Origin of the sequence: Pseudomonas sp. MN1F (assembly GCF_009391885.1) — a bacterium.
In the GTDB taxonomy this organism is placed as follows: Bacteria; Pseudomonadota; Gammaproteobacteria; order Pseudomonadales; family Pseudomonadaceae; genus Aquipseudomonas.
Window position 1 is genome coordinate 187,023 of the sequence record NZ_VZII01000041.1, and the last position, 14,077, is coordinate 201,099.

Here is a 14,077-nt window from a genome sequence, read left to right on the forward strand (position 1 = left end):
AGCCTCTGATACTTGCTGATGTTAGCGCTAACAAGCGCTGCTGTTGGCAAGCGCCTGCCACTCGCACGAGCGAGACCAGACACCCACAGCATCACCCGTGTCGGCCCCGTGCGGGCCATGGTCTGGTCTTTGAAGGCAGTCGCATCATCATGCACAAACACCGCAAGGCATTCCCGTTCAAGCAACGTCAACCGCTGGCTGCCGCTGTACTGCTGGCCGCCATCGGCCAATCCACGCAAGCGGCCGAACCAACGCCGCAGGCCACGTCGCTGGACGCGGTGACCGTGACCGCCACCCGCCGCGAGTCGACCTTGCAGGAGGTGCCGGTGGCCGTTTCGGTGATCGACGGCGAACAACTCGAACGTGACAATCGCAACAATGTCGCCAGCATCGTCCAGCAGGTGCCGACCCTCAATTACCGCGCCGGTGCGTCGAACAAGGACACGTCGTTGTTCATCCGCGGCGTGGGCACCATATCCACCTCGCCCGGCGTCGAGCCGACCGTGGCTACCGTGGTCGATGGCGTGGTGTTCGGCCGCCCCGGTCAGTCCACCCTCGACCTGCTCGACCTGGAGCGTATCGAAGTGCTGCGCGGCCCCCAGGGTACGCTGTTTGGCAAGAATGCTTCCGCTGGCGTGCTGAACGTGGTCAGCAAGGCCATCCCCGAGCAGACCCAAGGCTATGTGGATTACTCGCACTTCGGCGGTGGCGACGAAAACCGCCTGCGCTTCGGCATCGGTGGCCGCCTCAACGAGCAGCTCAAAGGCTCGCTGAGTACCTTGTGGGGTGACTACGATGGCAACGTCGAGAACGTCGCCAATGGCCACGACGTCAATGGCTACGAACGCAAGGGCGCCCGCGGCAAGCTGGAATTCGAGCCCAGTGACGACCTGCGCCTGACGCTGATCGCCGACTACATGAAAGGTGAGGACAGCTTGCCCAGCGGGGTGATCACCAGCGCCAGCACAGCCATCACCAACCAGCTGCGCCCGGTTGTGCCCAGCGCCCACAACCGCGACATCAACAGTGACTTCAAGACCCACGTCGAAGACGAGAACCAGGGCCTGTCGGCACAGCTCGACTGGCAGCTGGGCGACTACACGCTGACGTCCATCAGCGCCTGGCGCGGCTGGGACAACACCCAGTACCAGGATGGCGACCGCCGCGCCTTGCTGCCGGTCACGGCCTCCCACGACAAGGGTACGGTGGACTATGACCAGTACAGCCAAGAGTTTCGCCTGACGTCGCCCAAGGGGCAGTTCAATGAGTACGTGTTGGGCGCCTTCTACATGCACGGCACCTCCAACGAGACGTATCAGCGGCTCTCGGTCAACAGCGGGGTGGCGAACACGGGCAGGGCGGACTACTCGACCAGTAACGACAGCGTCGCGCTGTTTGGTGAAAACACCTTCAACTTCACCGAGGATTTCCGTGCGATCTTCGGCTTGCGCTGGACCCACGACGACCTTGAGTACGACCACCGTCGCGTGTCGACTTCCGCCACGGCGGTCACCGGCATCCAGCCGTCGACCGCCAGTTCCGGCTCGGTGGACGAGGACGGCTGGAGTGGCCGCACTGGCCTGCAGTACGACTTCAAGGACAACCTCACCGGCTACGTAACCTATTCGCGTGGCTATAAAGGCCCGGCCTATAACGTGTTCTTCAACATGCAGCCGCGTGATACCGGCGCGCTCAAGCCGGAAACATCCGACGCCTACGAGGTCGGCCTCAAAGGCACCGCACTGGATAACCGGCTGATGGCCAACCTGGCGGTGTTCCACACCGATTACGATAACTACCAGGCCAACTTCTTCGACACCGTGGCCAACCAGGTGGTGACCCGCCTGGTCAACGCCGGCAAGGTCAAGACCCAAGGCGTCGAACTCGATGCCAGCTTCCAGGCTACCCGTCAGCTCAAGTTTTCCGCCGCTGCGGCCTACACCAAGGCGCGGGTCGATCATTTCAACTGCCCGGTCGGGGCGGCAGCCAATTGCAACATCGACGGCGGCCGTCTGCCGTTCACCCCGGACTGGAAGACCTATGTGCGCGCCGATTACGTGATCCCGCTGGATAACGGCCTGGATGTGGAACTGGCCAGCGACTACAGCTGGCAGGACTCGGTGCAGTTCAGCCTCGACCAGAACCCCGACACCGTGCAAGGCGCTTATGGCATCTGGAACGCCAGTATCGCCCTGGCCGATTACAACGACGGCTGGCGCGTGGCGTTGCTGGGCAAGAACTTGGGTGACAAGTCCTACGCACAGATGCTGGCCAGTGGCGGTGACTATATCTACCGGGCTGTGCCGCGGGATGACGGGCGTTATTTCGGCGTTCAGCTGCGCAAGGATTTCTGACTGTGCGAGCACTGCAAGGAGACAGAGCATGAGTCGTCAAATGAGCCTGGGTGCCTTCCTCATGGCCACCGGGCACCATGTCGCCGCCTGGCGTCACCCGGACGTGCCCGCCGACCCGCTGGACTTCGCCAGCTACCGGCGTACCGCGCAAATCGCCGAAGCTGCCTGTTTCGATGCGCTGTTCGTCGCTGACAGCGTCGCCGCCCCCAGCGATGCACTGGCCAGCCACAGCGCCCGGTCGGTGTATTTCGAACCGCTGACCCTGCTGTCGGCGCTGAGCGTGGTGACCGAGCGCATTGGCCTGATCGCCACGGCCACCACCAGTTACAACGAGCCATACCATGTGGCACGCAAGTACGCCTCGCTCGATCATCTCTCGGGCGGCCGTGCCGGCTGGAACCTGGTCACCTCCGACGCCGCAGCCGAGGCCGGCAACTTCGGCCGCGATGCGCATATTCCCCATGCCGAGCGTTACGCCCGGGCTCGCGAGTTCCAGCAGGTGGTGCAGGGCCTATGGGACAGCTGGGCCGATGACGCCTTCGTCCGTGACAAGGCCAGCGGCCAGTTTCACCGGCCGCAGGCCGTGCGTAGCATCGACCACGCCGGTGCGCATTTTCGTGTGCGCGGTCCTCTGAACGTGGCCCGCTCGCCCCAGGGCCGACCGGTGCTGGTCCAGGCCGGGTCTTCCGAAGCCGGCCGCGAACTGGCGGCCGAAAGCGCCGAGGTGGTGTTCACCGCGCAACCCAGCCTGGCGCGCGCCCAGGCGTTTTACGCTGACCTCAAGGGGCGCCTGGGCCGCTATGGGCGTAGCGAGGAGGCGCTGAAAATCATGCCGGGCGTGTTCGTCGTGGTCGGCCGCAGTGCCGTTGAGGCCCAGGCCAAGTACCAGCAGTTTCAGGACCTGGTCGACCCCCGTGTGGGCGTTGCCTTGCTTGGCCGCATGCTCGGCAACTTCGACCTGTCCGGCTACCCGTTGGACGGCCCGCTGCCGGAGCTGCCGCTGACCGAAGATGGCCAGCGCAGCCGCCAGCAATTGCTGACCGAACTGGCGGGGCAGGAGCAGTTGACCCTCGCCGAGCTGGGCCGACGCATCGCTGGCGGGCGAGGGCACTACAGCCTGATCGGTACGCCGACGCAGATCGCCGACGCGCTGCAGAGCTGGTTCGAAAACCGCGCGGCCGATGGCTTCAATGTGCTGGTGCCGCACCTGCCGCAGGGGCTCGAAGACTTCGCCAGCCTGGTGGTCCCGGAGTTGCAGCGCCGGGGCCTGTTCCGCCGCCAGTATCAGGGCCGCACCCTGCGCGAGCACCTGGGCCTGCAGCGGCCCGCCAACCCCTATTTTGCCGAGTGAGGTCAACCATGAGCTACATTGCCAACCCTGAGCGCTACGCGCGCATTCCGTACCGCCGCGTCGGCCGCAGCGGCCTGGTGTTGCCGGCCCTGTCCCTGGGCCTGTGGCACAACTTCGGTGATGCGACGCCGATCGACACCCAGCGCGCCTTGCTGCGCACGGCCTTCGATGCCGGCATTACCCATTTCGACCTGGCCAACAATTACGGCCCGCCCTATGGCAGCGCCGAGCGCAACTTCGGCCGCCTTCTGCGTGAAGACCTGCGCAGCTACCGGGACGAGCTGATCATCTCCAGCAAAGCCGGCTGGGATATGTGGTCTGGGCCGTACGGCCAAGGTGGCAGTTCGCGCAAGTATCTGCTTGCCAGCCTTGACCAGAGCCTCAAGCGCCTGGGGCTGGACTACGTGGACATCTTCTACTCGCACCGCTTCGATGCCGACACCCCGCTGGAGGAAACCGCGATCGCCCTGGCCGATATCGTGCGCCAGGGCAAGGCGCTGTACATCGGGATTTCTTCCTATTCCGCCGGCAAGACCCGCGAGATCGCCGCGCTGCTGGCCGAGTTGAAGGTGCCGCTGCTGATTCACCAGCCCTCGTACAACCTGTTCAACCGCTGGATCGAGCACGACCTGCTGGACACCACCGACGCGTTGGGAGCCGGTGTCATCGTGTTCACGGCCCTGGCCCAGGGGTTGCTCAGTGACAAGTACCTGGACGGCATCCCGGCTGATGCACGGGTCAATCGCCCCGGTGGCGGCTCGCTGCAGCCGCACCATCTGTCCGAGGCCAACCTGGCCCGCGCCCGTGCGCTCAACGCAATTGCCCGCCGTCGCGGCCAGAGCCTGGCGCAACTGGCGCTGGCCTGGACCCTGCGCGATCCGCGGGTGAGCTCGGCACTGATCGGTGCCAGCCGGCCCGAGCAGATCATCGAGAATGTCGCGGCACTCGATAACCTGGCATTCAGCCCTGAAGAACTCGCCGAAATCGACCGTCATGCCGTTGAAGGTGGGATCAACCTGTGGGAAAAGCCCTCGACCGACTGGAAGGAATGAGCCATGCGCGTACTACGCTTTGCCACGCTTGTACTGCTGGCGCTGGCGGGGGCCGTTCATGCGGCGGACCCTGCCACACTGCGCATCGGCTACCAGAAGGGCTCGATCAGCCTGGTGCTGGCCAAGCAGCACCGACTGCTGGAACAGCGTTTCGCCAATACGCGTGTGGAGTGGATCGAATTTCCCGCCGGGCCACAGATGCTCGAGGCGCTGAACATTGGCAGCCTCGATGTAGGTGCCACCGGGGACATCCCGCCGATCTTCGCCCAGGCAGCGGGCGCAGACCTGTTGTACATCGGCGCCGAACCGGCCAAGCCGAAGGCCGAAGTCATTCTGGTGCCCAAAGGCAGCCCGATCACTGCGGTGGCTCAGCTCAAAGGCAGGCGTGTCGCGCTGCAGAAGGGCTCCAGTGCCCACAACCTGCTGCTACGCAGCCTGGCCAGCGTGGGCTTGAGCATGCGCGACGTGCAACCGGTGTACCTGGCACCCGCTGACGCCAGGGCGGCCTTCGAGCGTGGCAGCGTCGACGCTTGGGCGATCTGGGACCCGTACTATTCGGCCATCGATCTGGAAGGCAAGGCGCGGCTGCTGGCGGACGGCGAGGGGCTGGGGTTGATCGGGCCGTTCATGCTGGGGGCGCGTGGCTATGTCGAAGCCAATGGCGATTTCATCAAGCGCCTGCTGGCGCAAATCTCCGAGGCGGAGGCACTGACGCGCTCTGACGAGGCGGGCAGCGTCCGTGTACTGGCGCAGTTCATGGGGGTGCCGGAGGAAGTGGTGCGGCGCAGTTTCAGCCATCGGCCGGCATCGCCGTTGATACCGGTGAGTGAAGAAATCGTCGCCGCGCAACAGCGCACGGCGCAGCTGTTCTTCGAGAACCGGGTGTTGCCCAAGCGGGTCGACATTGCCGGTGCGGTCTGGCACCAGGATTGAAGCCTGTTGCGGCCCTGTCCTTGGCAAGTCGGCTTGCTGGCGACAGGGTCGGTTCTGGCCGAAGGTCAGCCTTGGGCAAACTGCAACAGCCTGTCGCCATCCAGTCGATAGCGCACCCACTCATCTTGCGGCTCGGCGCCCAGCGACTTGTAGAAGCTGATCGCCGGCTCGTTCCAGTCCAACACGCTCCACTCGAAGCGCCCGCACCCTTTGGCCACGGCTTCGCGAGCGATGTGCCGCAGCACATCCCGACCTGCGCCGCCGCCACGCTGCTCAGGGGTGATATACAGGTCTTCCAGGTAGATGCCGTTGCGGCCCAGCCAGGTCGAGTAGCTGTAGAAGTACACGGCAAAGCCGATGGCCTTGCCATCACGCTCGCAGATCAGGCTGTGCACGGTGCTGCCGTCATCGAACAGGCTGTGCTCGATATCGGCCAGGGTAGCAACCACTTCGTGACGGGCGCGCTCGTACTCGGCCAGCTCGGTGACGTAGGCGAGAATTTGCGCGGCATCGGCGCGAACGGCAGGGCGGATGGTCAGGCTCATGCAGGGGCTTCCTTGTTCTTGGCTGAGGGTGCGCTGGTGAACGGTACAGTGATGTGTATCTGCATAATTTAATGCAACTGTAGCGGTCGCAGGGCAGGGTGACTCCGTTAGTGTGACAGCACCTGCAACAATTCTGGAATGCCTGCCATGCTTGCCTCTGCCGACCTGCTGACCGCCTTCGTGCTGTTTGCCTTCGTTTCCTCGATCACCCCGGGGCCTAACAACACCATGCTGCTGGCCTCGGGCGTGAACTTCGGTGTGCGCCGTTCGATCCCGCATGCCATCGGTATCAGCGTCGGTTTCATGGTCATGGTGCTGGCGGTGGGCCTGGGCCTTGGTGAGGTGTTCAAGGCCTGGCCGGTGCTGTACAGCGTGTTGCGCTATACCGGTGCGGCCTACTTGCTCTACCTGGCCTGGAAGATCGCCACCTCAGGGCCGCTCGGCGCTGACTCGCCGAGCGCGCGCAAGCCGTTGGGGTTCTGGGGCGCTGCGGCATTCCAGTGGGTCAACCCCAAGGCCTGGGTGATGGCGGTAGGGGCGATCACCACCTACACGCCGGCCCAGGGCTATGTGATGAATGTAGTGGTCATCGCCGCGCTGTTCGCCCTGGTCAACCTGCCCAGCGTCGGCGTCTGGGTGATGTTTGGCAGCGCCTTGCGCAACCTGCTGCAGAACCCGCGCTGGCTGATGCTGTTCAATGTCCTGATGGCCGTGCTGCTGGTGATTTCACTCTACCCGCTGCTGTTTGTAGAATCGGCGTTTTCATGAACCCATGAGTACAGCAAGCCGATGCAGTTGATTCCCTGGTCCTTTGACAGCTCCGAAGGCTTCACCCTACGTGGCTGGCGCTCGCCAGCCAGCGGCAAGCCGTTGCTGCACTTTTTGCACGGTAACGGCTTCTGCTGCCTGGCCTACCAACCGTTGCTGCTGAGCCTGAGTGAACATTTCGATCTATGGCTCTGCGATGTCCAGGGCCATGGTGACAGTGACCATGGCGGTGCATTCCGCGGCTGGAACCGTACCGCCGCGCTGGCGCTGGAGGCCTTCGAGGCCGGCCGTGGGGAATATGGCGAGGTTCCCCGCTACGCCGTGGGGCACAGCTTCGGTGGCGTGCTGACCGGGTTGATGCTGGCCAGCCAGCCGGGCTTGTTTGCCCGTGCCGTACTGCTCGACCCGGTGCTGTTCAGCCGGCGCATGATCGGCGTGATGGGCGCGGCTGCGCTGGTCGGCCTGCACCGCCGGCATGCCCTGGCGCGCAAGGCCGCCAGCCGGCGCAGCCATTGGCCGGACCGTGAGGCGGCGCGGGCATCGCTGCACGGGCGTGGCATCTTCAAGGGCTGGACCGACGCTGCGCTGCAGGCATATGTCGAGCATGCGATCGGTGAGTGCGGCGAAGGCGTGGTGCTCAAGTGCCGGCCCAGCCGCGAAGTGGAAATTTTCAGCTCGTTCCCGTCGCGCATGTGGGCGCATCTTTCTTCCATCCAGGTGCCCACGCGGGTGCTCTATGGCGAGCACACCTATCCCTTCGTGCCGCACTCGGTGCAGCGCCTGGCCAGCCTCAATCCTGCGGTGAACGCCGTTCAGGTCCCCGGAGGGCACTGCTTCATGCAGGAAGATCCGGCGATGGCCGCGCAACAGGTGCTCGATTACCTGCAAGCCTGAGTGGTTGTTCCATTTATGGAACGATCAGTGCCATATCAGCCGGCTACCGGCTGATTGGGCTCATTGGTAAGGTTAACCCAGCTTAGAGAGGAGACTTCTCATGAAAAAGATTCTGGGTATCCACCGCAGCCCGCATGCCCATTGGGTGGGCGATGGCTTCCCCGTGCGCAGCCTGTTCACCTACGACAACCTGGCCAGCAAGATCAGCCCGTTCCTGTTGCTGGACTATGCCGGCCCCTACGACTTTGCCTCGACCACTGACCGTCGCGGTGTTGGCCAGCATCCGCACCGTGGGTTCGAAACCGTGACCATCGTCTATCAGGGCGAGCTGGAACACCGCGATTCGACCGGTGCCGGCGGGCTGATCGGCCCGGGTGACGTGCAGTGGATGACCGCTGCCAACGGCATCATTCACGAAGAGTTCCATTCGCCGGCCTTTGCCCGCAGTGGCGGTTCGCTGGAGATGGTGCAGCTGTGGGTCAACTTGCCGGCGCGTGACAAGCGCGCACCGGCCGGGTACCAGACGCTGCTGGCGGCGGACATACCGGTGGTGCAACTGGAGGGCGACGCCGGCAACCTGCGGGTGATCGCCGGTGCCTATCAGGGCCACGCAGGCCCGGCGCGGACGTTTACCCCGATGGATGTGTGGGACATGCGCCTGAAGGCGCGGGCCAGCCTGCAGTTGCCGGTTGCCGACGGCCACAATGCGGCACTGGTGGTGCTGCGCGGTAGCGTGCGGGTCAACGGCGAGCACGAAGCCGGCCCGGCCAGCCTGGTGCTGCTGGAGCGCGGTGGCGAGGATGTGGCGATCGAGGCGCTTGAAGGCAGCAGCCTGTTGTTGCTCAGCGGTGAGCCGATCGATGAGCCGATCGTAGGCTATGGCCCGTTCGTGATGAACAGCCAGGCGGAGATTGCCGAGTCGTTCGATGACTTCCACGCCGGGCGCTTTGGGCAGATGGCGGGCGAGGGGGCTGGCCTGGATCACTGACGGCCTGTAGCGGCTTCTTCGCGCCGAAACGCCGCGAAGAGGCCGCTACAATCCCTGCAAAACTTGGCATGATGTAGCGATGCATCTCTCTCACTTGCACGCTGTGCACCGTTCACTCACCGCTTCAGGCCAGCACATTGTGTGGCTGCGCTACCCCACGCCCTACCACTGGCCTTCGACCCAGGCCTTCCTGGCCGCCCGCTGCATTCCCGGCATCGAAACCTTCAGCGATGGCACCTATCGCCGCAGTCTGTCCGTGGCTGGCAAGCACGGTGTACTTGAAGCCAGGCCCGCCAGCGGCAATCGCCTGTCTGTCCGACTCAGCGGTGTGCCCGCCGCAGCCGTTCCCTGCCTGATCGCGCGCATCCGCCGTTTCTTCGACCTCGATGCCGACCCTGCCCGCATCGCCGCCGAGCTGTGCCGCGACCCGTTGATGGTCAAGCTGCTTGCCGCCCGCCCGGGCTTGCGCGTGCCGCAAGGCTGGGACGCCTGCGAGCAGGCCATGCGCACGGTGCTTGGCCAGCAGATCAGCGTGGCAGGCGCCATGACCCTGGCCGGGCGCCTGGTCGCCCGTCACGGCCAGGCGCTGCTGCTCCCTTCCAGCGGCCTGACGCACGTGTTTCCTGCGCTCAGCGTGCTTGCCGCTGCTGACCTGGAAAACATGGGTATGCCCCGCGCACGTGCTGCCACGCTCGGGACCTTGGCCCGTGCATTGCGGGCACAACCCGCGCTGCTGCGTAACGGCCAGGCACTGGAATCGCTGCTGGCCAATCTGTGTTGCTTGAAAGGGATCGGCCCCTGGAGTGCCCAGTACCTGGCGTTGCGCCAGGCGGGCGCTCATGATGCATTACCACTGGGCGATGTCGCGCTGGTCAAGGCCTTGCGCCTGCTGGAAGGGCCTGACGCCCAACTGGCCGAACGCGCCCAGGCCTGGCGCCCCTGGCGCGCGTATGCCGCGCAGCATCTGTGGGCGTTTTTGGCGGACCGATAGGCGTGCGCCGCGACCGCCTGTCGCGAAGTGCCAGCATTCGATCGAACAGCCCAGGCCTCCCGTCGTTCTTCCACTAAGGTGCTAAAGGATTCTCCGCACGATCATTGCCCCGGCGCATGGACGGCCGCTTGGGCATGCGCAATATCAATTGGCACCTTGCCTGCCTTAGGCGTACTCACACACAACAGGCCATCCAGTACAGAGAGGGTCGTACCATGTCGTTGATAGGAGTTTCGATGCTGGAAATGCGGCAGATCATCGAGCAGGCCTGCCTGCCCGACCGCTGCGAAGTCAGCTGCCCGGACGGCACCACCCTGACCATCCGCCTGGGTCAGGGGCAAAGCCTGGAGGAGGGCGTGACCCTCTCCGGGGTCTCACTGCAGAGCTTGAACAGTTGCCGCGACCTGGTGAACCTGGTCGGCCAGTTGCACACCCTGCGAGACAGCCACCCGGCGGCACTCAGGGCCATCGCCTGAGCAACCGTTGTGCGCCGGTCAGCCGAGGCTGGCCGGACGCACGTATTCCGGCATCAGGCCATTGGTCCAGAACAGGATCATCGACACCAGGATGGTCACCAGCAACAGCAAGCCTACCCCCCAGACGCAGCTGGCAAACAGCATGGCCTGCTCCCTGCGCAGGCGCAGGAAGGTCTGCAAGCCACCGTACAGCAATAGCGTGGCATAGGCTGACGCTGCGACCAATGCCAGCAGTGCCAGCCAGCGGATCGGCAGCAGGCCAACGACGCCGGCGAAGAACCATGGCGTGGCACAGTAGGCGGCGAAGCCGATGCATTGATTGAGCGTCGGTTGCACATCGAAGCCACGCGACATCCAGCGGATCATCACCCCCATCAGCATTACCCCGACCACCGTGGTGGCATACAGCAGCCCGGCCAATTGCGCGGCGCTGGCAATGCTCAGGCGTACGCGGTCCTCAGCGGCCAGGCTCCAGCCAAAGGTGGTGGTGCCGACGAACAGGCACAGGGCCGGGATCAGCGCCAGCGCCAACAGGCGCGGCAGGTACTGTTGCGGGTGGTCTTCCTCGGCGCGGCGGATGTCGATCCAGGCGTCGGAGGGGTGGGTGAAAAGCTTGAGCAACGGGCTGTTCATGGCGTTCTCCAGAAGGCAGGGCCATGTAGTTATGGAGATCCGCGGTTTGCGTCGGGTTCAGCCTGGAGTGTGGCCGTTGATCGGCTTGTTACTGCAGCTCCAGCAACAGGTTCAGGCCACCATCACCGCACTTGCCATGATCACGGACCACTCCGTGGTAGCTGCGCCCATCCCAGACGAACGCCACGCTGTGGGCACGCTCGACCTTGTCTGGCAGCGGCGGGCAGATGTGCAGGCGCAGGGCGGGGCGGCCCTGCAGCGTAAGGGCCGCCATCTGGCACTGGCACTCCACGCTCAGGGCGACCGGGCCGAACAGCGTGTCGCGGACATAGTCGAGCTGCAGGCTGGAGTTGGGCGCACGGCCTGGCATCTTCATGGCCGCTGGGCTCCTGGGCGCTGGCACAGCAGGTAAGGCTGAGTGGGCATGGGCGGCAGGCTCCTGGCAAAAGGATGGCACGTATTATCATTTGGAAGCTTACCGGAGCTGGATGTTCAACTTATTTCATGGGTTTTCACGGGGTTTTTGGAGTGGGCCGACGAAGGGCCGCCTGGCGGCCCTGATTGGAGCACAGTCAATCCAGTAGCCAGTTCTTGTCACCTTGGCTCAGTACGCCGCCGTGGTCGGTTCGGTCGCCTTCACGGGCTACGGCTTTACCTTCGATTTGAAAACCGCTTGCGCCGGTCTCGATCACCGCACCGCAGCTGGTGCGGTCGCCGACTCTGGCGACAGCTTTGCCATTGAAGGTGTAGTGGGGGCTGCCAGTCTCCAACACGCCTGGGCCGTGAATTGGGCAGTCATGGCGGTGGCCAACGAGTATTACGGATTTCATTTGTGGTCTCCTGGATTGGGGGCGGTTCGGGATTCCAGGTCCATTTCCACCGGCCATTGGACCTTGGGGGCAAGGCGGTCAAACGGGTTGCGATGCCGTGATTGTCCCCAAGGGCTGATATCTGGGAACTCATCCCAATCTATTGGCGGATGGACGAAGTCGGGAAGTGCGTCGGGGCCTTGTTGCATGAAGAGCCTGGCAAGGGCCCAATATTGTTCACCTTTCTCAATGTCGTCTGTAAGGAAAATGCGATCAATTATTTCGTTAGTATCGGGACTATGAATTGATAGCATGATCCATTCCTTCAGGCCGCCATAGCCCATAGGTAGATAAATGCGATAAACCTCGGCGGTGAGGTCATCCCAGTCACAGACGACGGGCTTAATCCCCCAGTTTTTCCGCCCGAACGGATGAAGTCGACTGAATCTGTACTGGTAAAAGTAGACTTTGCGGCGGAGTCTGTTGAACCGTATTGGTTCGTCGCGAGGGAAACCAAGATCCATGCGAATGTAGGGAACAACAAAAAACACGGCTATGGCAAAGATGAGTAAATCGATAGCGCCGGACTCTAGGCTTGCCATGTTGAGTGGGGGTGAGTACAAGAAGTATAGGCATAGGGCCAGGGTAAGTGTTATGGAACCTGCTGCAAGCCAATAGCCTCTTGCTTTCAAAGTTGAGCGCGGCAGTTCTATAAAGCGCTCGTTGAAGCAATTGGGTGCAGGGTGTAAGTTTGCTTTGATTGATTCACGTTCGATTTTTTCGTTTGGGGGCGGTAGGTCGTATTTCCAACCAAAACCACGGGCTGACATGCTCACTGGTTATGCACCTCGGTAAGAAATTCGGCGTAGGCGTCCGGTATGTTGCGGTCCGGCCAGTAAGTAATGATTAGAGATGCGGATGTAATATTGTGTTTCCCGATGTCCAAGGTCAGTTCTAAGCGGCCGACGAACGATAGGGTACAGATGCTATTGTCTTGCGGGCTGTGGTTCTGGCAGCTTGAAGCTAGCTTCATAGTGTCAGGGTTGTAATCAAGGTTTTTCGGCTTATTGAAGGGTTTCAACAAGGTTAACTTTGAGTATCTTGTCGGCAGTGCCGGCGGGAAGTGATTTCTTTGTACGATGGTTTCACCGCCAGTGTACTCAGGCGAATTGCCATCGCCATGTCGATGTACGACAACTGCCCATTGATATCCGGACACTGCTTTGTTGAAACCGGGAATGATAATTTTGAAGCTTAAATCGTGCTGTGTTTTTAGGCCGATTGGGGTTCCGATTTTGGAACTGATTGGCTGGTTGGCAATAGTGACTTCAAATTTTGCTATGCCAGTTAATTCTGATGTTGCGGCATTCAGTTCAGCCAATGCGATATCGGTATGGTTGGGTGAGTCCCAATGGATGCGGGGGGATTCGTCGGCGTTGCCGAAGTAGCATCGGCGTGCCCATCGATGTAATGGAGTCGATTCATTCTGTCCGCCTTTCTTTAAAAAGGCAAAAGTCGTAAGGCTCAGTGCTATTGCAATTCCCACTGGCCCCATTAGGAATGGGTAATATACACCTGCTATTGCAGATACGGTTCCTAATGCCCCTGTAAAAGTGGCTCGCCGATACCATAGGAAGGCTCTATTGTCGCCTGAGTTCGTCGCGCGCCTGGTTGCAAGTAATGCTTGCAGGGTATCAAAGAGGCCCGTTGCAGCGCTGATCACCGCCCCAGTGCGAACGACAGTACGACCGATAGAATACTTGTTGACAGTGCTTGCCTTGCGAGGAATCAATAATCCCCCAAGTTCTAATCCACCGCCCAGAACGCCCAAGCTCGACCCGTATAGGGCCATGATGGCTTCGCTGGATTTCGGGCCAATTTCTTCTTCAACCACCTTCATATTCTTTACAAGATTGTCGCTCAGTAAGTAGAGCCCGCCCAGCGAAAGTAGCAACTCCCAGCCTTTTCCCGTTCCTCGTAGCCCCGTAAAACTGTCACGGACCAACTGTGAAGCCTGCCCCGCACTGATTTTCATGCCATTCAGTGCCTTCCGCGCATCCAGCTCCAGTGTTCCCGCCGCGACTGTGATGTCCACTAACGCCATCTTCGCGGTGTCATTCAGTTGATTGACATTGAGCTTCACCTCTCTGGCCAACCGCTCATGCAGCTCATGCGCCGTGCCTTCGACCCAGACGCTGACCGGGATCACCTGATGTGCCACTTTCGGGTCGAGCACGGCAAGGCTCAACAATCCGGTCTGGATGATGGGTTTGACTTTGCCTG

General features: G+C 62.3%; 14 protein-coding genes and 1 pseudogene. 9 read left to right on the forward strand and 6 right to left on the reverse strand.

Going from position 1 to position 14,077, the window contains the following annotated elements:
- Positions 1 to 149 precede the first annotated feature (149 nt).
- From F6X59_RS20935 to F6X59_RS20950, 4 genes are read left to right on the forward strand one after another with little or no spacing between them, the layout of a single operon-like run.
- Positions 150 to 2,354, forward strand: a complete 2,205-nt coding sequence (locus F6X59_RS20935; RefSeq protein ID WP_152957912.1) for a TonB-dependent receptor — start codon at positions 150 to 152, stop codon at positions 2,352 to 2,354.
- Between the two features lie 28 nt (positions 2,355 to 2,382).
- The gene (locus tag F6X59_RS20940) at positions 2,383 to 3,705 is read left to right on the forward strand and encodes an LLM class flavin-dependent oxidoreductase (protein WP_152957913.1); all 1,323 of its coding nucleotides are present in this window, start codon (positions 2,383 to 2,385) and stop codon (positions 3,703 to 3,705) included.
- Positions 3,706 to 3,713: 8 nt separating this feature from the next.
- The gene (gene mgrA, locus F6X59_RS20945; protein WP_152957914.1) at positions 3,714 to 4,757 is read left to right on the forward strand and encodes an L-glyceraldehyde 3-phosphate reductase; all 1,044 of its coding nucleotides are present in this window, start codon (positions 3,714 to 3,716) and stop codon (positions 4,755 to 4,757) included.
- Between the two features lie 3 nt (positions 4,758 to 4,760).
- Complete coding sequence (locus tag F6X59_RS20950; protein ID WP_152957915.1) at positions 4,761 to 5,690, forward strand: aliphatic sulfonate ABC transporter substrate-binding protein; 930 nt, start codon at positions 4,761 to 4,763, stop codon at positions 5,688 to 5,690.
- Between the two features lie 65 nt (positions 5,691 to 5,755).
- Here the strand turns inward: F6X59_RS20950 and F6X59_RS20955 are convergent, their stop codons facing one another.
- Complete coding sequence (locus F6X59_RS20955; protein ID WP_152957916.1) at positions 5,756 to 6,235, reverse strand: GNAT family N-acetyltransferase; 480 nt, start codon at positions 6,233 to 6,235, stop codon at positions 5,756 to 5,758.
- A 138-nt stretch (positions 6,236 to 6,373) separates the two neighbouring features.
- Between F6X59_RS20955 and F6X59_RS20960 the strand changes: the two genes are divergently transcribed.
- The 5 genes from F6X59_RS20960 (at position 6,374) to F6X59_RS20980 (ending at position 10,352) form a co-directional block, all read left to right on the forward strand.
- Positions 6,374 to 7,003, forward strand: coding sequence for a LysE family translocator (locus tag F6X59_RS20960; protein ID WP_178120120.1), 630 nt, complete (start codon positions 6,374 to 6,376; stop codon positions 7,001 to 7,003).
- A 21-nt stretch (positions 7,004 to 7,024) separates the two neighbouring features.
- Entirely contained in the window at positions 7,025 to 7,897 is an 873-nt protein-coding gene (locus F6X59_RS20965) for an alpha/beta fold hydrolase (RefSeq protein ID WP_152957918.1), read from the forward strand.
- Between the two features lie 100 nt (positions 7,898 to 7,997).
- Entirely contained in the window at positions 7,998 to 8,885 is an 888-nt protein-coding gene (locus F6X59_RS20970) for a pirin family protein (protein WP_152957919.1), read from the forward strand.
- Positions 8,886 to 8,964: 79 nt separating this feature from the next.
- A complete protein-coding gene (locus tag F6X59_RS20975) occupies positions 8,965 to 9,876 on the forward strand; it encodes a DNA-3-methyladenine glycosylase (RefSeq protein WP_152957920.1) in 912 nt (303 codons plus the stop codon).
- 215 nt (positions 9,877 to 10,091) lie between these two features.
- Positions 10,092 to 10,352, forward strand: a complete 261-nt coding sequence (locus F6X59_RS20980) for a DUF1652 domain-containing protein (RefSeq protein ID WP_054885291.1) — start codon at positions 10,092 to 10,094, stop codon at positions 10,350 to 10,352.
- A gap of 18 nt (positions 10,353 to 10,370) precedes the next feature.
- Here the strand turns inward: F6X59_RS20980 and F6X59_RS20985 are convergent, their stop codons facing one another.
- From F6X59_RS20985 to F6X59_RS28445, 5 genes and pseudogenes are all read right to left on the reverse strand, one after another.
- Positions 10,371 to 10,985, reverse strand: a complete 615-nt coding sequence (locus tag F6X59_RS20985; RefSeq protein WP_152957921.1) for a Yip1 family protein — start codon at positions 10,983 to 10,985, stop codon at positions 10,371 to 10,373.
- Positions 10,986 to 11,073: 88 nt separating this feature from the next.
- Positions 11,074 to 11,361 carry a hypothetical protein gene (locus tag F6X59_RS20990; protein ID WP_152957922.1) on the reverse strand — a complete coding sequence of 96 codons (288 nt, stop codon included), beginning with the start codon at positions 11,359 to 11,361 and terminating at the stop codon, positions 11,074 to 11,076.
- A 196-nt stretch (positions 11,362 to 11,557) separates the two neighbouring features.
- A complete protein-coding gene (locus F6X59_RS20995) occupies positions 11,558 to 11,815 on the reverse strand; it encodes a PAAR domain-containing protein (RefSeq protein WP_152957923.1) in 258 nt (85 codons plus the stop codon).
- Positions 11,812 to 12,624, reverse strand: coding sequence for a DUF6708 domain-containing protein (locus F6X59_RS21000; RefSeq protein ID WP_256669389.1), 813 nt, complete (start codon positions 12,622 to 12,624; stop codon positions 11,812 to 11,814). The genes F6X59_RS20995 and F6X59_RS21000 overlap by 4 nt, the downstream gene beginning before the upstream one ends.
- Before the next feature lie 2 nt (positions 12,625 to 12,626).
- Positions 12,627 to 14,077: pseudogene (locus tag F6X59_RS28445) on the reverse strand (hypothetical protein); the annotation flags it as partial.

Bases quoted from the DNA above. Each gene is read 5' to 3' on its own strand.
- F6X59_RS20935 (WP_152957912.1), top strand. From the start codon at position 150: ATGCACAAACACCGCAAGGCATTCCCGTTCAAGCAACGTCAACCGCTG.
- F6X59_RS20940 (WP_152957913.1), top strand. From the start codon at position 2,383: ATGAGTCGTCAAATGAGCCTGGGTGCCTTCCTCATGGCCACCGGGCAC.
- mgrA (WP_152957914.1), top strand. From the start codon at position 3,714: ATGAGCTACATTGCCAACCCTGAGCGCTACGCGCGCATTCCGTACCGC.
- F6X59_RS20950 (WP_152957915.1), top strand. From the start codon at position 4,761: ATGCGCGTACTACGCTTTGCCACGCTTGTACTGCTGGCGCTGGCGGGG.
- F6X59_RS20955 (WP_152957916.1), bottom strand. From the start codon at position 6,235: ATGAGCCTGACCATCCGCCCTGCCGTTCGCGCCGATGCCGCGCAAATT.
- F6X59_RS20960 (WP_178120120.1), top strand. From the start codon at position 6,374: ATGCCTGCCATGCTTGCCTCTGCCGACCTGCTGACCGCCTTCGTGCTG.
- F6X59_RS20965 (WP_152957918.1), top strand. From the start codon at position 7,025: ATGCAGTTGATTCCCTGGTCCTTTGACAGCTCCGAAGGCTTCACCCTA.
- F6X59_RS20970 (WP_152957919.1), top strand. From the start codon at position 7,998: ATGAAAAAGATTCTGGGTATCCACCGCAGCCCGCATGCCCATTGGGTG.
- F6X59_RS20975 (WP_152957920.1), top strand. From the start codon at position 8,965: ATGCATCTCTCTCACTTGCACGCTGTGCACCGTTCACTCACCGCTTCA.
- F6X59_RS20980 (WP_054885291.1), top strand. From the start codon at position 10,092: ATGTCGTTGATAGGAGTTTCGATGCTGGAAATGCGGCAGATCATCGAG.
- F6X59_RS20985 (WP_152957921.1), bottom strand. From the start codon at position 10,985: ATGAACAGCCCGTTGCTCAAGCTTTTCACCCACCCCTCCGACGCCTGG.
- F6X59_RS20990 (WP_152957922.1), bottom strand. From the start codon at position 11,361: ATGAAGATGCCAGGCCGTGCGCCCAACTCCAGCCTGCAGCTCGACTAT.
- F6X59_RS20995 (WP_152957923.1), bottom strand. From the start codon at position 11,815: ATGAAATCCGTAATACTCGTTGGCCACCGCCATGACTGCCCAATTCAC.
- F6X59_RS21000 (WP_256669389.1), bottom strand. From the start codon at position 12,624: ATGTCAGCCCGTGGTTTTGGTTGGAAATACGACCTACCGCCCCCAAAC.